At 40.4% G+C, this 20,473-nt stretch carries 21 protein-coding genes and 2 pseudogenes; 19 read left to right on the forward strand and 4 right to left on the reverse strand.

Annotation, left to right across the window (positions count from 1 at the left end; all coding sequences use genetic code 11):
* Positions 1–482: 482 nt before the first annotated feature.
* Both ACQSGY_RS06750 and ACQSGY_RS06755 read right to left on the reverse strand, forming a co-directional pair.
* Complete coding sequence (locus ACQSGY_RS06750) at positions 483–662, reverse strand: H-type small acid-soluble spore protein (RefSeq protein WP_427051226.1); 180 nt, start codon at positions 660–662, stop codon at positions 483–485.
* Positions 663–1,007: 345 nt separating this feature from the next.
* The gene (locus tag ACQSGY_RS06755; protein WP_427051227.1) at positions 1,008–1,637 is read right to left on the reverse strand and encodes a hypothetical protein; all 630 of its coding nucleotides are present in this window, start codon (positions 1,635–1,637) and stop codon (positions 1,008–1,010) included.
* Between the two features lie 456 nt (positions 1,638–2,093).
* Here ACQSGY_RS06755 and ACQSGY_RS06760 point away from each other — a divergent pair.
* From ACQSGY_RS06760 to ACQSGY_RS06830, 15 genes and pseudogenes are all read left to right on the forward strand, one after another.
* Positions 2,094–2,231 (forward strand): annotated as a pseudogene (locus tag ACQSGY_RS06760) (EamA/RhaT family transporter); the annotation flags it as partial.
* Positions 2,232–2,317: 86 nt separating this feature from the next.
* On the forward strand, positions 2,318–2,986 hold the full coding sequence (locus ACQSGY_RS06765) for a Type 1 glutamine amidotransferase-like domain-containing protein (RefSeq protein WP_427051228.1): 669 nt from the start codon (positions 2,318–2,320) through the stop codon (positions 2,984–2,986).
* Positions 2,987–3,108: 122 nt separating this feature from the next.
* A pseudogene (gene pyrH / locus ACQSGY_RS06770) lies at positions 3,109–3,530 on the forward strand (UMP kinase); the annotation flags it as partial.
* An 18-nt stretch (positions 3,531–3,548) separates the two neighbouring features.
* Positions 3,549–4,514, forward strand: coding sequence for a quinone oxidoreductase family protein (locus ACQSGY_RS06775; protein ID WP_427051229.1), 966 nt, complete (start codon positions 3,549–3,551; stop codon positions 4,512–4,514).
* Positions 4,515–4,848: 334 nt separating this feature from the next.
* Complete coding sequence (locus tag ACQSGY_RS06780; protein ID WP_216514335.1) at positions 4,849–4,986, forward strand: paeninodin family lasso peptide; 138 nt, start codon at positions 4,849–4,851, stop codon at positions 4,984–4,986.
* Between the two features lie 86 nt (positions 4,987–5,072).
* Positions 5,073–5,909, forward strand: coding sequence for a class I SAM-dependent methyltransferase (locus tag ACQSGY_RS06785; RefSeq protein WP_427051230.1), 837 nt, complete (start codon positions 5,073–5,075; stop codon positions 5,907–5,909).
* Between the two features lie 389 nt (positions 5,910–6,298).
* A complete protein-coding gene (gene licT, locus ACQSGY_RS06790; protein ID WP_427051231.1) occupies positions 6,299–7,135 on the forward strand; it encodes a BglG family transcription antiterminator LicT in 837 nt (278 codons plus the stop codon).
* Between the two features lie 146 nt (positions 7,136–7,281).
* A complete protein-coding gene (locus tag ACQSGY_RS06795) occupies positions 7,282–9,177 on the forward strand; it encodes a beta-glucoside-specific PTS transporter subunit IIABC (RefSeq protein ID WP_427051232.1) in 1,896 nt (631 codons plus the stop codon).
* Between the two features lie 23 nt (positions 9,178–9,200).
* Positions 9,201–10,613, forward strand: a complete 1,413-nt coding sequence (gene ascB, locus ACQSGY_RS06800; RefSeq protein ID WP_427051233.1) for a 6-phospho-beta-glucosidase — start codon at positions 9,201–9,203, stop codon at positions 10,611–10,613.
* Between the two features lie 333 nt (positions 10,614–10,946).
* Entirely contained in the window at positions 10,947–11,702 is a 756-nt protein-coding gene (locus ACQSGY_RS06805; RefSeq protein ID WP_427051235.1) for an IclR family transcriptional regulator, read from the forward strand.
* A 107-nt stretch (positions 11,703–11,809) separates the two neighbouring features.
* Positions 11,810–12,748, forward strand: a complete 939-nt coding sequence (locus ACQSGY_RS06810) for an aldo/keto reductase (RefSeq protein WP_427051236.1) — start codon at positions 11,810–11,812, stop codon at positions 12,746–12,748.
* Between the two features lie 25 nt (positions 12,749–12,773).
* The gene (locus ACQSGY_RS06815; RefSeq protein WP_427051237.1) at positions 12,774–13,598 is read left to right on the forward strand and encodes an aldo/keto reductase; all 825 of its coding nucleotides are present in this window, start codon (positions 12,774–12,776) and stop codon (positions 13,596–13,598) included.
* On the forward strand, positions 13,591–14,763 hold the full coding sequence (locus ACQSGY_RS06820; protein ID WP_427051238.1) for an MFS transporter: 1,173 nt from the start codon (positions 13,591–13,593) through the stop codon (positions 14,761–14,763). Before ACQSGY_RS06815 ends, ACQSGY_RS06820 begins: the two co-directional genes overlap by 8 nt.
* A gap of 52 nt (positions 14,764–14,815) precedes the next feature.
* Positions 14,816–15,094 carry a hypothetical protein gene (locus ACQSGY_RS06825; RefSeq protein WP_427051239.1) on the forward strand — a complete coding sequence of 93 codons (279 nt, stop codon included), beginning with the start codon at positions 14,816–14,818 and terminating at the stop codon, positions 15,092–15,094.
* A 175-nt stretch (positions 15,095–15,269) separates the two neighbouring features.
* Complete coding sequence (locus tag ACQSGY_RS06830; protein ID WP_427051240.1) at positions 15,270–15,413, forward strand: hypothetical protein; 144 nt, start codon at positions 15,270–15,272, stop codon at positions 15,411–15,413.
* Positions 15,414–15,463: 50 nt separating this feature from the next.
* Here ACQSGY_RS06830 and ACQSGY_RS06835 read toward each other — a convergent pair whose 3' ends face one another.
* Both ACQSGY_RS06835 and ACQSGY_RS06840 read right to left on the reverse strand, forming a co-directional pair.
* A complete protein-coding gene (locus ACQSGY_RS06835) occupies positions 15,464–15,619 on the reverse strand; it encodes a hypothetical protein (RefSeq protein WP_427051241.1) in 156 nt (51 codons plus the stop codon).
* Between the two features lie 156 nt (positions 15,620–15,775).
* Complete coding sequence (locus ACQSGY_RS06840; protein WP_427051243.1) at positions 15,776–15,943, reverse strand: GntR family transcriptional regulator; 168 nt, start codon at positions 15,941–15,943, stop codon at positions 15,776–15,778.
* A 243-nt stretch (positions 15,944–16,186) separates the two neighbouring features.
* Here ACQSGY_RS06840 and ACQSGY_RS06845 point away from each other — a divergent pair, with 243 nt between their 5' ends.
* The 4 genes from ACQSGY_RS06845 (at position 16,187) to ACQSGY_RS06860 (ending at position 19,608) form a co-directional block, all read left to right on the forward strand.
* Positions 16,187–17,524, forward strand: a complete 1,338-nt coding sequence (locus ACQSGY_RS06845) for an ABC transporter substrate-binding protein (protein WP_427051244.1) — start codon at positions 16,187–16,189, stop codon at positions 17,522–17,524.
* Positions 17,525–17,608: 84 nt separating this feature from the next.
* The gene (locus tag ACQSGY_RS06850; RefSeq protein ID WP_427051245.1) at positions 17,609–18,505 is read left to right on the forward strand and encodes a carbohydrate ABC transporter permease; all 897 of its coding nucleotides are present in this window, start codon (positions 17,609–17,611) and stop codon (positions 18,503–18,505) included.
* 46 nt (positions 18,506–18,551) lie between these two features.
* Positions 18,552–19,355, forward strand: coding sequence for a carbohydrate ABC transporter permease (locus tag ACQSGY_RS06855; protein ID WP_427051497.1), 804 nt, complete (start codon positions 18,552–18,554; stop codon positions 19,353–19,355).
* Positions 19,356–19,383: 28 nt separating this feature from the next.
* On the forward strand, positions 19,384–19,608 hold the full coding sequence (locus ACQSGY_RS06860; RefSeq protein WP_427051246.1) for a hypothetical protein: 225 nt from the start codon (positions 19,384–19,386) through the stop codon (positions 19,606–19,608).
* The last annotated feature ends 865 nt before the right edge of the window (positions 19,609–20,473 follow it).

Genomic DNA, 20,473 nt, shown 5'->3' on the forward strand with positions numbered 1-20,473 from the left:
GCACGAAAGGGATCAGTTTATTGTTCATGTGTAGGCTAATGAAAGTGACTTTAAAAATAAGCTTTGCTCTTTGAGCGAAGATTATTCAGCGCTTGAGTTAAGTTCTCAGTATCTCAAAAATCAATTAGTAAAACATCTAAGAGCAATGAATAATTTGTGGTATCTTCTGGTAGAGCATCGTACTCGCTATTGAAGTAAGGTTATTATGAGAGACCAGGAGAAAAAAATTCCAGGGGAGTCTGCGCTAGCTTGAGCATATGAAAACACCAAAAAGCAGCTGATCAACGTGATCGGCTGCTTTTGTTCGAGTCTTAGATAAGGGTAGTAAATTCCGTAAGGCAATTGCAATTGATGGTTACCCGCACGCCCCAAAGGAGTGTCTGATTAGATGAGAGTCGGCCGGAAGCTGGAATCATGTCGAGATACGGCGTTTGATTTATTACCACTTTTGAACCAGGACTGCAATGAAGCGAGCTTACAAACTAGGAATGCTCAGTTAAACTGGACAAAGGTACTGTCATTTCCTGCTCCGAGTTTCCGATCGGATAGATTCGAGCAGTTTCATCCTCATTAACATGCTGGATAAAGATCGGTGCACCCTGATAAGTTACATTTCTCATAATGGTCGATTCCGAAATTTCAATCGCTCTTTGTTTGTTCAACAAAATACCTCCTCATTTTTGATTTCTTTACTTTAGCTGATAACGCTCCTTCATCGCTGTCTTACACTTTTATGATCTCCCATCTTATGCAAAATATTTGTCGATCAATGAATCGGCTGCCTTTTCTGTTGAACGAACGGGTGGGATATGAGGCTTTGAAAAAAACAGAGAAAGTATTTAAATGCAGAGCAATACGGGAGAGGATAAAAGTGATTTATCCAGTGATTAAAGCGTTTAGAAGATACTGACTTGTTAAAATTACCCTTCGAATTGAGTGTGTAAAATAGTTTGAAGATAATGAAGCAGTTGGTATTTAGAATTTATTTTAATGATTAATATTGCTCGTTAATCAAAAAGGCCGCTGATCCACCTGTTTCTAATCACTTCAGGCTCATCGTAGTGACTATTCTCAAGTTTTGGTTTTAACCTCCAAAAACCTTTTTGCCACTGTGAACAATCGGGTTCAATATATTGAAGTCCGCTAATTACAGAATCAATATCAGAAGGGGAGAGATCGATGAGTTCTTTTTTATGAAATAGGGCTGTAAAGCCATGTTCAATAGAAATTCTGCAGTGTTTGTTAAAATTAAGGGAATAGTATGAATGCCCATCTTTAGCATGGTTATGTAGAATCTGAAGTATAGGAAGACCTACATATGAATGGAGATCCTCTATCTCTTTAGGATAAATCGATTCAAACGAGTGATTTTGTTCATCATATATCTCATAAGCTATCCCGTATAATTGCCATTCCAACAAACTTTCTAAGAAGATCGTATATATCTCGTGAAAATGCTTTTTAACAAAATGAATTGTATTTAGATCTTCCGTGGTTAGTGCATGATTAGTATCGATAAACGTAGTAAGCGAATATATCTCCGTATTAAACAAATCTACCGAAGCTTTAACCTCCAATGACCCTTCCCAGCTTTCATATTTTTCGATGTATCGCAATTGATCTAATGTTCTGTTCATTGTTCACCTCAGACGACTGACTAGAATTTTGATACTCTTGGAAGTAAATATATGATATAACACATATAACACTAAAAAATAGAAGTGTACCATGATTAGCAAAGCAAACCTTTTTTTAAAAAAGTGATACGTTCTCTCCATCACTAATTAATTTAACAGAATATTAGGCTTAATAGAATAACAACAATGAAAGTGTAGGGAAGAAGACATAGCACATGTCGAGGGACAAGAACTTGTACCGATTGCCGGAATGGACAAGAACATGTTCCCACTTGTGATAAGATTAATATCTAAGCGTAGAAGCTAGTTTCTTTTAACAGACTACAGGATGGATTATGATCAAGAGACCAGCTTCAGTGGTTCTCTACCAGCAACACGTTAGCCATTATGGACTTTGATCCTATATTTCTCATCGTTTCGCTTGCAACATTTGCTGAGATTTAGACTGGTATATTCCTGCCTCTCTCCACAGCTATTTTTGGAGTTTTACGAGACGGAGAACGTCCTCGGCCAATTTTTTGGGTACTATCAGCTTTAAGCAGTGGTTTGGTGGCAGGGTTTGCTTTGTTAAGTGGGGAAGCTACTTCTTCAATGGATAACAGGCAGGACAGGATAACCATTTTATCGAACATTAGATAATAAGGGGATTTTATAAAGGTCAATTGACTAGGAGTGAGGGTATGAAATTATTACTGACATCTGCAGGCGTTAATAATCAAAGTATACAGAATGCGTTAGTTGGCATGTTGGACAAGCCGATTGCTGACTCCAATGCCCTGTGCATTCCCACGGCGATGTACGGACATCCCTGGGTTGGCCCTGGCGTCAAAACCTGGGAGTTTATCAGCGGGAAATCCGAGAATCCCATGGTCGACCTGGGCTGGAAGTCTGTAGGCGTGCTGGAGCTCACCGCACTGCCAAGCATCAGTAGAGACCACTGGGAGCCCCTGGTCCGGGAAACAGACGTCTTGCTGGTATCGGGTGGCGACGCTCTTTTCCTATACCATTGGATGCGGCAATCCGGACTGGCAGAACTCTTGCCTTCACTGAAAGCCGTTTATGTGGGAATGAGCGCCGGCAGTATGGTGATGGCACCTAAGATCGGGAAATACTTTGTGGGGTGGACTTCACCTACCGGTGGCGATGAAACGTTGGGACTGGTTGATTTTGCAATTTTTCCGCATCTTGATCATGTCATGCTGCCAGATAACACTATGGCTGCAGCTGAGAGCTGGGTCGCAGAGATTCAAGGACCGGCATATGCGATCGATGATCAGACCGCAATTAAGGTGATCGATGGAGCAGTAGAAGTGGTTTCCGAAGGGAATTGGAGGCATTTTACGCTCTAAGATTCCTCTCTGGTGAGGAATCGGGATACAATAATCCAATATTACCAAGAAAAGCAGCCGATCTACGTGATCGGCTGCTTTTCTCCTGCTCTCATCTGGTGTAATCATTGTCAAGGTACAAAATGGTTCTCGTTAAGCTAAGTGGTGAGCAGTAGCAGGAAACTCCGAATTCGGTTTTGAGCCAGAAAGGTTGGACCATATTGCGAATGAAATTATGTGAGTGGTAAACTTAGGCGTTGAAGTATCGTTAGTTATAGGTAGTTGTACCATTTTCAGAGGGAATATGGCGGAAAGCTGGGGGGATAGAAAGGGCAGAGGCCCGTCTAAGAGCAATCCAGCATCTAGAAAAAGGCTACATTGTAATTTTTGCAGGGGAAACGGTCAAGCTTACGTTACAACAGACTTCCCTTCAGTACAAAGAGTCATCGAGGTTCATTGTGACGCTTTATTAGTTGCAAAGCAAGGTGTTGATGGTGTTCTTAACGCAGACCCTAAATTGGATAAGGATGCAAGGAAATTTCGCTCGCTTCATTCGAAAAATATATAAGAGGAGGCCACTCATTTGAAAGCACTTGTATTTAATAAATTTGGAGGACCGGAAGTACTAGAATATCTTGAAATTTCGGATCCAGTTATCGGGCCTGACGAAATATTAGTAAGTATGAAAGCCATCGGATTGAATTTTGCAGATATTTATAGAAGGAAAGGGAACTATCATCTTACTGGGAACTCCCCGTTTATTTTAGGTTATGAAGGGGCAGGAGTCGTTGAAAAAACGGGAGCTAATGTCCAAGGAATCAGCGTTGGCGACCCTGTTGCATTTGCAGATGTCCCCCATGCTAACGCAGAAAAAGTAGCTGTTCCTATAGAAAAGGCAATTCCTATTCCAGAGACCATTTCATTTGACAAGGCGGCTTCTGTTTTACTGCAAGGGTTGACTGCCCACTATTTAACAAAAGATAGTTATGCGGTTAAGGAGAATGATGTAATTCTAGTTCATGCCGCAGCAGGGGGCGTTGGACAGTTGCTTGTTCAAATGGCAAAGCTCTTCGGTGGGAGGGTCATTGGTTTAACCTCCTCGATGGAGAAGGCATCGGCAGTTAAGAACTCAAGAGGGAATCAGGTTTTTTTGTACTCGGATGATTGGAAAAGAAAAGTCATGGAGGAGACAAACGGAAAAGGTGTGGATGTTGTCTATGACTCCGTAGGCTCCACGCTCGAGGATAGTTTTGCAGTCACTCGCATTGGGGGGACGGTTGTATTTTATGGAATGGCAGGGGGAGACCCTGCTCCAGTTGATCCAAGGATGTTGATGGATACGTCAAAAACTTTGACCGGTGGCGACCTTTGGAATTTCCTTACTTCCCGCGAGGAACGGGCAACTCGTTCAGCCGAGTTGTTCCGCTGGATCGAAGAGGGGAAAATAACGGTATCCGAGCCTACGGTATTTGCACTACGAGATGGAAAAAAAGCGCATCAATTTCTGGAAAGCCGCAAAAGCACGGGGAAAATCTTATTAAGACCATAAAAATCGTATGAATCTAACCAAGACTCATGCTAGCTATCCTTATTTAACTAAAATGGTGTCCAGGAAAAAGAACATGGTCCCATAAAAGTCGCTATATTAGCGGCTTTTTTATTTTATCGGTACAAGTTCGTGTCCCGAGCCAAGGACAAGAACTTGTACCGATAGCCGGAATAGACAAAAACAAAGGGATGAAATATTTGTTTACTCAGATACGTATTGTGTCTTATAATTTTCATAAAGATACATATTGTATCTCAAAAAATTTGTATCGCACAAGTAATGTAAGGGTGCTTGTATCTTGGTTTCAGTTTATGTAGAAAGGAGGGGGCGACCGATGGAAACGAAAAAAATGCCTTGGCAGGCACCGGAATTAGAGGTGCTGGATGTGCAGCAAACGATGGCTGGCTATGGATTCAGGCAAATTGATTGGCTCGAAGAACATGATGCAGACCTATATGATCCAACATCCTGATAACCATACTTCAAATTGAAAATCGTATTCTTGTTCAAAAGGTCGCCTGTGGGCGGCTTTTTCGATGTGAGAGGGGAGTGATCATTTTGAATACTTCTAAACAAATGATGCATCATAAATCCAATGATCGCTTTAGCAAACTTGGAATTTATGGCGTCCAAGGAGTCTTTATTATTCTGTTCTTGTTATTGACTCCTATCTACTATTTGAACAAATGGGACTTTAAACGTCACAAAAAGCGGAAGCCTTTCTACACCAGTAAATTAGTTCGATTACAAGAGCGTTATCCGATTCTCTACGAATTAGCCATGTACGTTCAAAATTTCCCTATTCCTCGCAATGTCTACAAAGTTTTACCCCCTTTAAGGGGAGATGTTCTTCAGGTGGGCTGTGGTACAGGCTTACTGAACAAGTATCTTCGCAAGCAGAAGGATATTCGTTTTCTCAATATGGATCCGAATTTAAATGCGCTGAAACTTGGAAAGAAGTGGGGAAGGTTTAATTCCTATATCCATGCCTTCATTGACAAGCCCACTTCTTTACCTGAACATTGCTGCGATATAATTTTGTTTGCACGAAGCTTTCATCACATTCGTTATCACAAAAAAGCCTTCATTGAGAGCTGCAGATTGTTACGTGATGGTGGATCTATCATTATTGCGGACCCGGTTATTCTCAAGTCTCTTTCAGGTTCTGTAACGGATGATGGTTATATGGCGAACTCTTCGATTGATGGTGTAATTTGGAGATTTACCAAAGAAACATTAATTACTCACATCGAGCGCTGTCTTCCTCCTGAATTAAAGATCGAATCCGTAACCGAAACGAGGCAAGTGCATGTAACGAATTATAATTTATTTGTACCTCAGACAGATATCGTAGTGGTACTGCGAAAAAGGGCGGCTGCATACAATGACAACTAAATTTATTGATGTTTGAAATCTGCAGCATTATTCAATATTTATCCGTTGCTCAGCCAAAAACATGACAACTGACAATTAGTCGTGTATCTGATCAACAGCTTGATCTTCAATTCATTAAACTAACGGGCAGCTAGTAAGAGGTTGTCGCGGAACAAGAACATTGTTCCATTCAAAGTCGCACTTACAGCGTAGAACAAAGTTAAACTCCTATATCTAATTTTTGTTATTGAAAACGTTCTTCTCATCCTATATAATAAGGCTACAATTAATATTAGGGTTGTTACTGTATAGCAGGCAAAGCCTAAACCAATCCGTGCTAAATGATATTTAGTCTTGGGTTTGTTTAGGCTTTTTGTTCTGTTATTAAAAATGATAAAGTGGGCGAAATCGTGAGGATTAAGAAAATATTTAACAATAATGTTGCCCTAGTAGAAGGGCCCAATCGATCCGAGGTCATTGTTATTGGAAAGGGACTGGCCTACCAAAAAACGGCAGGTGAAGATATAGACCCGACAAGAATTGAAAAGACTTTTGTAATGGAGACGAAAGAGTTATCGGAACGGCTGTCTACATTGTTAAGTGAAATTCCTCCAGAGCATTTGGAATTAACGGATCAGATTATTCGATACGCAGCGAAAGATTTGCAAACTTCCTTTAGCAACAATATTTATTTGGCCCTTACCGACCATATTAGTTATGCAATAACCCGCTCTGCGCAGGGAATGGGCCTCAAAAATGCATTACTCTGGGAGATACAAAAATTTTACTCGAAAGAGTATCGAACTGCGTTGCATGCGCTACAAATGATAGAAAACAAAACCGGGTTTGCGCTTCCTATTGACGAAGCTGGTTTTATCGCCATGCATTTTGTCAATGGACAGCAGGACGGTCAGGAAATGGAACAGACTGTGCTCGTTACCCGAATGGTCCAAGGTATCCTTAATATAGTAACCCTTCATTATGGTATTGAATTGGATGAGAATTCGTTAAACTACAGTCGCTTTGTGACTCATTTGAGATATTTTTCGTATCGCGCTTTGCGTAACGAGACGATTCCAAGCGAAGACGATGAACTGTACAAACAAGTGGTTTCCAAATATCCTGAAGCTTTTGCCTGTAGTGAGAAGGTTAGAATTTACTTACGAAAAGAGTATCAGATTGAAACGACCGAGGCTGAAATGGTTTATTTTATGCTCCATATCAGGCGCGTGACCAGCAGGAACTAGTTTTCACCAACAATATAGATCAGGGTTGTTACCATTCGTTGGGCAAAGCCTGGATAAGTGAGATGTGCATTTTATTGATGTGCTTCATCACCTATTCAGGTTTTTTATTTTATATATACCCAGAATAAGTTAAAAGGAGCTATGTAATGAAGTACGAAAAATTAGCTAAGGATATTATGCAAAATATTGGTGGGGAGGAGAATGTATCTAATCTGGTCCATTGTGCAACTCGGTTAAGATTTAATCTTAAGGACAACCAATTGCCAGATAAAGAGAAGCTGAAAAGTTTGGAAGGTGTCCTGACCGTTGTTGAAAGTGGCGGTCAATTTCAAGTGGTTATCGGAAATGACGTTTCGCATGTATACCAAGAGATCAAGAAGACCAGCAACTTGGATCATGGGAGTTCTGACTCCGCAGATCCGGAGCCATCGAAAGAGAAGTTGATGTCCAGAATTTTTGCAGTCATTTCCGGAAGTTTGTCTCCACTGTTGCCTGCAATGGCCGGGGCCGGGATTCTTAAAGCCTTTTTAACACTGTTCATTTCTTTTGGGTGGATATCTGCCGAAAGTGGAACCTATCTCATTTTGGCTGCAGCAGCGAATGCAGTCTTTTATTTCTTGCCTATATTCCTAGGTATCACTGCATCCATCAAATTTGGTGCTAATCCTTACGTCGGTGGAGTGATCGGTGCATCGTTGATGGAACCGAACTTTACCGGGTTATTGGCCAATGGAGATACGTCATCCTTTTTGGGTATCCCTGTTATTTTAATGGATTATTCCGCAACGGTCTTCCCGGTATTTGTTGCTATTTGGATTTTTTCTTATGTCGAAAAATGGTTTAAAAAAATCATTCACAAAGAGCTCCAGACGTTCTTGGTGCCATTGTTGTGTCTGGTCATCATTGTACCACTCACCGCGATGATTTTTGGTCCGTTTGGAGTGTACATCGGAAACGCTATAGCAGATGCCATTAATTATCTTATGGGTGTAAGTGGATTGTTAACAGGCGCTGTCATTGGTGGATTAATCTTTTTCCTTGTTGTTTTCGGTCTTCATTGGGGCATCATTCCGATCGTTCTGGCGAACCTAACGAATGGGACGGATCCCATTCTTGCGATGTGGGCAGCCTCCAACTTTGCCATGGCCGGCGTAGCACTCGCTGTCTTCCTTAAGTCTAAAAAGGAAAAGGCGCTAAGATCCATCGCCGGTTCTTCTACGTTAAGTTTATTGCTAGCCGGTGTCTCTGAGCCAACGGTCTACGGAATATTGCTTCGTTACAAACGTACAATCCCGTATGTCATTATTGCAGGAGCTATTGGTGGGGCCATTAATGGTGCATTCCATACGTATGCTACAGCTTTTGTTTTCCAGAATGTTTTCTCCATTGGTGCATTTGAACCGGTTGGTTACTACTTGATTGGAATCACCGTTTCGATGGGAATGGGCTTAATTCTGACGATTCTTTTTGATTATCAAGATAAACAAGAAATTGCAGCGAATGAACAGGTCAAGGTGAACATTACTGAAAACGAAAAAAATATGGAACAATCTAAAATAATTGCAAGTGCTGTTGAACCGATTTTGAAAAAGGAAGTGCTTCTCAGCCCATTAACGGGAGAAGTAAAATCATTGACTGAAGTTCCCGATCCAGCATTTGCGGAAGGTGCTATGGGGAAAGGGATCGCTATTGTTCCGACCGTTGGACAAGTACTGTCTCCAGTGAACGGTACCGTAGGCACCGTCCTCAAATCAGGACATGCCGTCATTCTAATGTCAGAGAATGGGGGAGAAATATTGATTCATGTAGGCATCAACACCGTTCAACTAAAAGGTCAGCATTTCACGCCACGAGTGAAGGCAGGAGATCCAGTCAAACAGGGAGATCTATTGATTGATTTTGATTTGGAGAAAATCAAGGAAGCAGGGTACAACCCGATTACCCCTATTATTATTTCGAATACTGCCGATTACCTGGACGTTATTGAAACAACCCATTCTTCGGTTACAGCTCAAGATAAATTGCTGACGCTTGTTGTCTAACCGGAAGGGATAGGAGAGAATATTTGAAAATGAACATATACACATTCCCTGAAAACTTTTTGTGGGGCGGCGCAGTAGCCGCCAATCAGGTCGAAGGGGCTTATTTGGAAGATGGAAAAGGATTGTCTACGGCAGATGTATTGCCGCATGGAATTACAGGTCCAATCTTGGAATCGCCCGAAGACCAATATCCTTCTCATGAAGCAATAGACTTCTACCACCGTTACCAAGAAGATATTGCACTGTTCGCAGAGATGGGGTTCCGTTGTTTTCGCACATCCATTGCGTGGTCACGGATTTTTCCAGAGGGAGACGAGCTGCTTCCCAACGAAGAAGGACTCCATTTTTATGAACGTTTAATCAACGAATTGCTAAAATATAACATAGAACCTGTCATTACCATCTCACATTATGAAATGCCATTAGGGCTAGCTAAGAAATATGGTGGATGGAGAAGCCGTAAGATCATTGAATTTTATGAACGGTATGCCAAAGTTCTGTTCGAAAGGTTCAAGGGAAAAGTCAAGTATTGGATGACGTTTAATGAAATTAACATCCTTGCTCACTATCCTTTTACAGGCGGTGGAATCATCCCTCAAGAAGGAGAAAATAAAAAACAGCTTCAATACCAAGCCGCCCATCATCAGTTCGTTGCGAGTGCACTTGCGGTCAAAGCATGCCATGAAGTTATGCCAGAGGCTCAAATTGGTTGTATGTTAGCCTATATTCCTGCATATCCATTAACGAGTGCTCCTGAAGATATTTTTGCTGCGTTACAAGGAGAACGGGAGATATTGATGTTTGGAGATGTACAAGCTAGAGGGGGATACCCTTCATATGCCGCGCAATTTTTCAAAGAGAACAACGTGGTGCTTGAAACCGAACCCGGGGATGATGATATTCTGAAGAGTTACCCCGTGGATTACATTGGTTTCAGTTACTATATGAGCCGTGCAGTTAGCGCAAATCCGGATGGGAAAGAAACGACGGCCGGCAATCTATTCGGTGGAGTGAAAAATCCATATTTGCCTTCGTCGGAATGGGGGTGGCAAATTGATCCCCTTGGATTAAGAATTGCTCTAAATCTTTTATATGATCGTTACCAGAAACCATTGTTTATCGTGGAAAACGGTCTGGGAGCAGTAGATCACGTAGAAGCAAACGACATCATTAATGATGATTATCGGATTGACTATCTGCGCGAGCATCTATCGCAAGTTTCTAAAGCGATTCAGGACGGCGTTGATCTGATCGGATATACTAGCTGGGGGCCCATTGACTTGATTAGCGCATCCACCGGGGAAATGAAAAAACGGTACGGATATATTTACGTTGATAAAGATAACGCCGGCAAAGGGACGTTAAGAAGAATAAGAAAGAAAAGCTTTGGCTGGTACAAGAAAGTCATTGCATCCAATGGTTCAGATTTGGACTAGAATCATCAGACACCTGAATTTTTGATATGTATCTTTACAATAACCTCTTGGATTTAAAATCCAGGAGGTTTTTAGAAATCTTCAGGAGGGATGTATCTATTACCGTTACTATACCCAACTCAGGAATGGAGTGCAGATGGGTTTGGCGTCTGGAGGCCCGAACGTGATGATGCTACAGAAGCTATTAAAGGCTTTGGAGGTGCAATTGTATCCTGGTTCCATATTAATGGAATAATAATGCAAAGGGCTAAAAGTACGATCTATTGAAAGAAGTTTAATATTACCTTATATTAAATTTCAAAAATCATTCTTTGAATTGAGGTGTAAACTAAAATGGAATCCTATGAACTCACTACGTTGAAAAGAGGACTTCTTATTCTTGATTTATTGCGCGAACGGCATTCCTTGTCATTAAGCCAAATCATGAAAGAGTTATCTCTCAATAAGACAACTGTTTATAAAATGCTATATACCTTAGAGAAGATGGAATACATAAAAAAAGTTGAGAAAAACTATTACTTGAACCCTAATATTTTCTTTGATGATCGTGTACATGTAATCCGTGATATTCAGTGGACTTCACTTGATACGCCATTTCGATTGGCTCAAATAAGTGGAGAAAAAGTGTTTCTTGGTGTACTTGAAGATGAAGAGCTTGTAATTAAAAGTGTAATTCAGACACCTTCCATGATGCTGGATTTAGAGGCTACAGGTAAAAGACTACCTATTTATTCAAGCGCAATAGGAAAAGCTGTGTTTGCTAATTTACCGTCTGAGATTCAAGCTCAGATTCTGAAGAAAATTTCATTAAATAACATCACGAGTAAGACATTCAATGATAAGGATTTGTTCAAACATCATTTAGAGGTGATCAAAGAACAAGGATTTGCCATCGATGATGAAGAGACGAATCTTGGAAAACGGTGCTTGGCTGCTCCGATCTATGTAAATGACGTTGTGATCGGTTCACTGGCTATCCATGGTGATACAGATAGTATTAGAAGAAGGTCTATACGTTCATTGTCCAACATGGTAAAGCGCTACAGCAGACAACTATCTCTGGAACTAAAACATTTAAATTTAAGTTAAAGAGTTTCTAATAAAGAAACTCTTTTTTAGTTTGTTTTTTGTTTTAACTCCAGCCTTTAGAATGACAGGTGTAAGGAAAATCTCTAATATAGGAGCGATATTCTAATATGATATATCAGAAGTTACGTGGTACTGATCTGAAGGTGTCCGAAATTGGACTGGGTACAAATGCGGTCGGGGGTCATAATTTATTCACTGATTTGAATGAGGCTGATGGCATTGAAATGGTTGATGCAGCATTACAGTTAGGTATCACATTTATAGATACAGCAGATATTTATGGGAAAGGTCGCTCAGAAGAACTTATAGGAGATGTGCTTAAGAGACACAATAGAACTGACGTAGTGGTTGCGACAAAAGGTGCACGACGTTGGTTTGAAGATGGATCTGTTGTAGTAGATAATACTCCTGAGTACATGCGTACTGCACTCGAAAGGAGTTTACAGCGGTTGAAGACAGATTACATAGATTTGTACTATCTTCATTTTCCTGACCTTAAAACTCCATTGGTAGAAGCAATTGGTGAACTAACGAAATTCAAGCAGGAAGGGAAAATTAAAGCCATCGGCATCTCGAATGTTTCGTTGAGTCAACTCAAAGAGGCGAATGTTCATGGAGATATATCTGTTTTGCAGTCACCGTACAACTTGCTTGATCGATCTGCTGAGGAAGAATTACTACCTTACACTAGAGAAAATAACATTTCCTTTATTCCATACGGACCACTTGCCTATGGTTTACTTGGTGGAAAGTACACGGAAGAATTTAAGTTAACAGAAGGGGATTGGAGAAAGGGTCAACCGTTGTTTGAGCAAGAAGCATTTAAAAAGAACTTGAAAATCGTCAGTAGGCTGAAAGAAATGGCGGAAGAAAAGGAAACAACGGTAACCAATTTATCACTTGCCTGGCTTCTTTCTCAGGAAGGTATAGATGCTGTTATTCCAGGAGGAAAACGGAAAGATCAAGTAATTCTGAATAGCCTAACCAGCGATGTAACATTTGCACAAAATGAACTTGATCTTATTGAAGATATTGTAAAAGGTTAAATCTCAATTTAAGGAGGATAACAAAATGAACGATACCTTTACTGTTTTACGGAATGGTGTAAAAATGCCTTGGATGGGCCTTGGCGTTTGGACAGCTGAGCGCGAAGATGCAACAGAGCCTGTTAAATACGCCTTGCAAAACGGGTACTTGAGTATTGATACTGCGACCGCGTATCGCAACGAAAATCAAGTTGGACAGGCTATTACCCAGTCTGGAGTAAAGCGAGAAAATATTTTTGTCACAACCAAAGTAGCTAATGGGGATCAGGGATACGAATCTACCCTTGCGGCATTTAACAAAAGTCTCGAAGCACTAAAACTGGATTATTTAGATTTATATTTGATTCACTGGCCTGTTGAAGGTAAATCATTTGAAACTTGGAAGGCCTTAGAGGAGCTTTACAAGCAAGAGAAAGTAAGAGCAATCGGAGTTAGTAATTTTGAAATCGCGGACCTGGAACAGCTAAAGACTGTTGCCACCATTCAACCTATGGTTAATCAGGTTGAGTTTCACCCTCAGCTAACTCGTAATGAGCTGACTGCGTATTGCAAGCAACATCAAATTCAAATGGAAGCTTGGTCTCCGCTGATGAAGGGGCTCCTAAATGAACACCCGACACTGCTTGAGATTGCGAAAAGACACAACAAATCTGTGGCTCAGGTCATACTTCGCTGGGACATTCAAAGCGGGTTTGTGACCATCCCTAAATCATTTAATAAAATCAGGATGATGGAAAATCATAACATTTTCGATTTTGTACTCTCGGATGAAGAGGTCTTACAAATTTCATCGCTTAATAAGGACGAAAAACTGCCTATGCCCGATATGACTAGGTTCCGAGATGCCTAAAGAATTAAGTAAATCATTATTGTTAACAATGGCGGCCGCATCTGGACTTGCGGTCGCCAATATTTATTATAATCAGCCGCTATTAGCAGATATTGCTGATACATTCGAGATCACAAAAGATCAAGCTGGCTATGTTTCTACTTTTACACAAATAGGTTATGCTGTGGGTTTGTTGTTGTTTGTCCCATTGGGGGATGTGCAGAATCGCAGAAATTTAATATCTACTCTTCTTTTATGTGTCACTTTTGCACTTGTAGGTATGGCAATATCGTCAACAATCATGTGGCTATACCTTGCAAGTTTATTGGTTGGACTTACTACAGTCGTTCCACAAATTCTTATTCCTCTTTCTGCTCAATTAGCCAAATCAGAGGTTCGAGGGAAGGTTATAGGTACAATAACAAGTGGCCTACTCTTTGGCATTCTATTGGCCAGAACGGTTTCGGGTATTATTGGTGGGTCCATTGGTTGGCGATGGATGTATGTAATGGCAGCTATTCTGATGTTTATTTTGCTTATAGTTCTCCGAATCCAGTTACCAGACGATAAGCCGCGACCTTCATCATCGTATAGACAACTTTTAAAATCTTTGTGGACGTTACTGCGAGAACATCGTCTTTTGAGGGAAGCTATTTTTATAGGGGCACTCAATTTTTCTGCATTCAGCCTCTTTTGGACCTCTCTAGTATTTTTGCTTGAAGAATATCCCTACCATTATTCTAGTCAGATCGCTGGTTTGTTTGGATTGGTTGGTGTGGTTGGAGCTCTGGGTGTTCCATGGATCGGACGACTTGTTGATCAATTTAAGCCTTCGCAGGTAATCGGTATCATGATTGTCATACTCTTGCTTTCGTTTGCTTTGTTTGTCTGGAACGGCAGCGTCCTGATTCTAATTTTAGGAATCATACTTATGGATCTAGGTGTCCAAGGCACCCAAGTTATGAATCAAACACGTATTTATGCCTTAGATGAAAGCGCTAAGAGTAGACTTAATACGGTTTTAATGGTTAGTACATTTTTTGGTGGAGCTTGCGGTTCAACATTAAGTAGTTATTTGTGGAGTGTGGGTCAATGGACTTATGTATCAGTTGCTGGGTGCTGCTTAGTTCTATCTTCATTAGTTGTATGGGGAATTTCTAATCTATTGAAACATAAGTTGCTTTAGAAAGTTGGAGAAACGTTTTAGTACCTTTAGCTCAAAAAGCAGCAGCTAATTAATGATGATTAGACGCTCTTTTTTTGTTTGTTCAAATCATAAAAGAAAAGGCCAAAACGAAATGAGCATAGCGCCGGGGGTTCTTGAACAGGCGCCAGAAGAATATGAGGCAGCAGGTGGAGACGGATACAACGATCCGTTTGAAGTGGAGGATTCATTGGATGCCACTAGCGACCAGGATGAAGAATATCACAAAGAAAGTGATCCTTCAAAAAAAATGTACAAGGACAAGAACATTGTTCCATTCAAAGTCGCTATTATAGCGGCTTTTTTGTTTTAATGAACCAAGTTCTTGTCTCAAGCTGAGAACAAGAACATTGTGTAATTTCAGATTAGGTAATTATCTAAATAGTATTATGATGAAATCCTGTGGTGAGATAAAAGTTGAAAGAATTGAATATTTTGCTTGAGTAAGTTTTTTTGTATCATGAACAAACTTTTCTGGGCAGACAATCATGAACAACATCGCTGGTAAAACCAAACAATACACCCAGTTCATCTATCGCCTGGCTGCAACGTTTGTCGTGTCAAGGGAAGATGAGTTGTACGGGAATGACGGCGTACTTAGGAGAATAGATATTATTCATTTGTTCACATAACAGCTTTATGGCTGTTCGTGCCATTTCCTGTTCATCCTGCTGCAAATAAGCTACGCCTGCTCGAAGCCGAGCGTGCGATCCTCGACGGCTGTATTGGCATTTTCAGGTGAGATGAGCGCAATCTCCTGATTGACTCTTGGATAACAAATGGGATACAGCTTTATACGCACCGCCGTAATTGTCGGATGTAATGGTGTACGTCTCAATGTTGCGCAGATAGCGGTCGATGAACACACACGGGAATTTATCTAGCGACAAATAGTGTACGAATGACGTTTGATTCGATAGAGGAAGACTAGGTGAGACGAATGAGCCTTTGCCTTGTATGCGTAAAATAACTCCTTCGTCCAGCTAGTATAGGGTTAGGGCGTTCTTGACGTTATTTTACTTACTCTGAATTCGTCCATTAGTTCTTGCTCAGAAGGAATGCGGTCCGTTGGCCGAAGCCGTCCTGGTTTAATTTTCCTTATTATATCTTCTCGAATTTGTTTGTAGAGCGCCAGCTTTTTCAAAAAGTTGGATCTCCCCATAAACTTTATGATTTTATAATCAATTGGTTATATAAAGCTTATTTCATATATATATTAGTACGGCATGTATAGCGCTTACAATATGGAATCTAAGAAATTGTTGCGAAGGGGTCTTTTCTTTGAAGGGTTAGAATTATGTTAAGGATGGTGGTCCCAAGATGGATTGTAACCGCTTAAATGAACAGAATTAACTAGTCAGCCGACTTTTCAACTGCATAACAAAAAAGAGAGGATGACGAACAAATGAAAAAACGCAGTGCTTTAATCTTCATCGTTACACTCCTTATTATGTCACTTGTCTTTACTGCATGTGGTAATCCTTCTGGTTCAAAAACGGAAACAAAGCAATTAGGGGCTAATGCCGGTGAGAATGCAACAGAATTGTCATTTTGGACATTCGTAGATTTGCACGGCAAGCATTTGGATAAAATGCTTGGGTTATGGAACCAACAGAACCCAGACAAACAGATTAAGTTGAATGTAACGGTTATGCCTTACGATGATATGCACAACAAGCTCTTATTGGCAGTTACAAGCGGAAAAGGTGCTCCTGATATCGCGGATATTGAGCTTGGTAAATTCCCTAAATTTTTGGAAGGTGACAACGTTCCCCTGGAATCTTTGAATGATGTATTTGCACCATACAAAGACACTGTTGTTCCTTCACGTGTCGAGATTTACTCCAAAGCCGATCAGGTTTATGGCTTTGATTATCACGTAGGTGCTACGCTTGCTTTCTACAACACTGAAATTCTCGAACAAGCAGGTGTTGACTACAAGACCATCAAAACGTGGGAAGATTACAAACAAGCAGGTATCCAGGTTTACGAAAAGACTGGCAAGTACTTAGGTACTGCTGATACGTCAGCTTCGTTCCAAGCATCGCTGCTGCTAGCTCAGCAAAATGCTGATTTCACAGATGAAAATGGTAATCCAAAAGTGAATTCGCCTGAAATGATTAAAGCGCTTGAAATGTTAGTCGATCTGCAGAAGAACAATGTTATTCATACGATCCCTGGCGGACAACCCGACACAGAAGAAGCAAAAGGCGAATATAACAAAGGCAACTACGCAAGTGCATTAATGCCTGAGTGGTACATGTCCCGCTTTGTAAACGAAATGAAAGACCTTAAAGGTAAGTATGCAATAGCTCCATTGCCTGTATTTGAAGAAGGTAACCCTCGCTCCGTTGGCTTAGGCGGTACTGGCACAGTTGTTACCAAGAATGGTACAGACGTTCAGCTGGCAAAAGAATTTGTAGCCTTTGCTAAGCTTTCGAAAGAAGCTACTACTGAAATCTGGAATACACTTGGATTTGACCCAATCAACATGGAAGTATGGAAAGATGATGCAGTAACGAAAAACCCTGAAAATGAATACGTCCAATACTTTAAAACAAATGCATTTGATACTTTGAATGAAATCAAAGACGAAATTCAAGCGATTAAATCCGTTAAAGCTTCACCGACGATCGGCAATATATTCAATACGGTTACTTTGAATGCGATCTTTGAAGATGGCCAAGACGTGAAGGAAGCGTTGGATGAAGCACAAGCAGCCATTGAACAAGAATTGAAATAAATATAATAAGTAAATGATTCGATTAAACCTGTTGGCAGGTATAGTTGTCGGCAGGTTTAACCATAGTCAAGGGAGATTGAGAATATGATAAAGAAATTTGTATACTCTCAAAAAGTTGCGCCTTATGTTTTTGTATTGCCATTTATACTCATATTTTTGATCTTCTGGTTGTATCCGCTTGTAAATTCCTTCGTAATGAGTTTTCAAGATCGGATGCTGGGACAGGATCCTAAATGGATTGGTGAAGCGAACTATTCGAAATTGCTTACTGATAAAGTGTTTTTGATATCTATTAAAAATAGCGTTGTGTACATGATAGGAACCTTAGTGCTGTTAATTCCCTTTCCCATGTTATTTGCCGTTATGATCAACAGTAAGTTAATGATGGGAAGAGAGTTTTTTAAATCTTCGTTCTTTCTCCCTGCATTAACATCTGTCGCAGTTGCGGGGACCATTTTCCGCCTGACATTCGGTGAAATGGAAGGTTCATTAATGAACAGTTTCCTGGGTCTATTTGGTATAGAGCCTATTAAATTTTTGAAAGACGGAAATTGGAGTATGGCAGCACTGTTAATCCTCGCATGTTGGAGATGGACAGGCGTTAATATGCTTTACTATCTATCCGGTTTGAAAAGCATCGACAATGAATATTATGAGGCTGCTTCCATTGACGGGGCATCTGCTTGGCAGAAGTTTAGAATGATCACAATGCCATTATTGAAGCCGACCACGGTATATGTTACCACAATTAGTGTTTATGCAGGTTTAGCCATGTTTACCGAGAGCCTGATGATGTTTAACGGTAACAAATCACCCCAAAATATTGGTTTAACCATTGTTGGATACCTGTATAGACAAGGGATTGAGCAGAATAAGCTGGGTTACGCAGCTGCAGTTGGTATCATTCTGTTGGTCATTGCTATGGTTATCAATTTAACGCAGTTGAAATTTAGTGGAATGTTCAAAAAGGAGGAGGAATAGAGTGGGCAAAAGTCAGACGAGGAGTGATTTCATCTCTAGAATAGTAATGATTTGTTTCTTCGTTATACTATTCGTTATAATCATGATCCCATTCTACGCAGTGGCCCTATCTTCCTTTAAACCAGGTGAATCATTAATTAGATATGGTCTTAACCTAAGTTTGGATTTTGAAATCATGAGTTTTGAGAATTTCATCTATCTTTTTACTGGAGAACATGATTATTTTGTATGGTTTTGGAATAGTATGATTTTAACAATCGTTCAAGTGGTTTTAACACTTTTTGTAAGCGCATTTGTTGCATATGGTTTTGCAGCTTATCATTTTAAAGGTAAGAACTTCCTCTTTATATGTGTTTTGCTCATTATGATGGTGCCTTTCGAAATACTGCTGGTTCCTTTGTACAGTCTAATTAATGATTTGGGAATGGTGAATAGCTATTCGGCAATCATTCTGCCCGGTATAGCCAATGCCGCGACCATATTTTTCTTCAGGCAATATCTACGAAGCATACCCAAAGAGATTATTCAATCTGGGCGGGTTGATGGAGCAAACGAGTATGCGATTTATTTCAGACTAATTATGCCGATTATGAAGCCATCCTTTGCGGCAATGGCCATTTTGAATGGTATGAATAGCTGGAATAACCTATTGTGGCCATTCATGGTGCTCGGAGATCAGAGTAAATATACACTTCCAATCGGTTTGAAAACGTTGTTAACTCCTTATGGCAATAACTATGACCTATTGATCGTGGGCTCCTTTTTCTCCATCGTTCCAATTTTCATACTGTTTATTGCTTTCCAGAAATATTTCATAGACGGTATGACTGCAGGTGCTGTTAAAGGATAGTAAAAATTAAGATGAAACAGGTGATAAGATGGAAGTCCAGCAACGAGCGTTACACGACATTCAACCATTAATTATCCGTAGAGCCCAGAACCTTGAGGAGCTTGTTACATCAACTCCTGTAGTGATCTGGAGAATAGGAGATCCGTTGTACGATCCGAATCGCCATACATTTGTGACAGAGCTTTTGTGGACGGCCGACGGCAGACCCGATTTCCGCAGCTCTGTTGAAGCACTTGCACGTTCTTTACAATGAACGAGTGTCCCAACAAGGTTGGTTCATGGATTTGAGTTAGTTTATCCAACTTGCCAAAGAGAGACAGTAAGAACATCGAAGGCACCCAGTAGGGTGCCTTCGATGTCGCTTTACAGATAATACGCCGAACCGTATCGTAAGGGCACAGGGGAGTTTAACAAATAAGTCGAAGAGTTGAGTGGGACTAACCTTGCTACATAAAAGAGCTAAATTAACTATGGAAAGAAGGAGCGAGGTCCCGCCACACGTTGCCTTTGGAAATATACTGAATCCGTATTTAATCAACCTGCTTAAATTAACCATGAATTAACCAAAAGTGAGGAAAAAAACTTGTGGTAATTTTGGGGGTTATCGAGCATGGCTTTAAGTAATGATGATTGTTTTTAAGTAATGATGATGTTGATGTTGTTGATGTTCTGTCGAGGGACAAGAACATATTCCCATTAAAGTCGCTATTATAGCGGCTTTTTTATTTTATCGGTACAAGTTCTTGTCCCGAGCCAAGGACAAGAACTTGTACCGATTGCCAGAATGGACAAGAACATAGTCCGATTACCGATTAGATGTATATCTAAACGTTGTGCACATGCAACTTAAAACCTCATTAAGTAAGCGTAATACATGAAAATGTTCACATTGTTATGGACAACTGACACGATGAGAGGTTAAACACGGGTTGGCTAGGTATTAAAAAGGCGAAATATCGGTCTGAAACTAGCTGTTGAGGACAAGAACACAATCCAACTTACGATTAGATGTATGTTTTATAAATAATGAGTAAGTATAGCTCAAAATGCAATAAGTATTTGAGGAACGGATGACATTTAGCAAATTTTTCATTTAGTAAGTATTCCAATGATATGGT

The sequence above is a fragment of the Paenibacillus sp. TC-CSREp1 genome, from assembly GCF_050171015.1.
GTDB lineage: Bacteria > Bacillota > Bacilli > Paenibacillales > Paenibacillaceae > Paenibacillus > Paenibacillus silvae.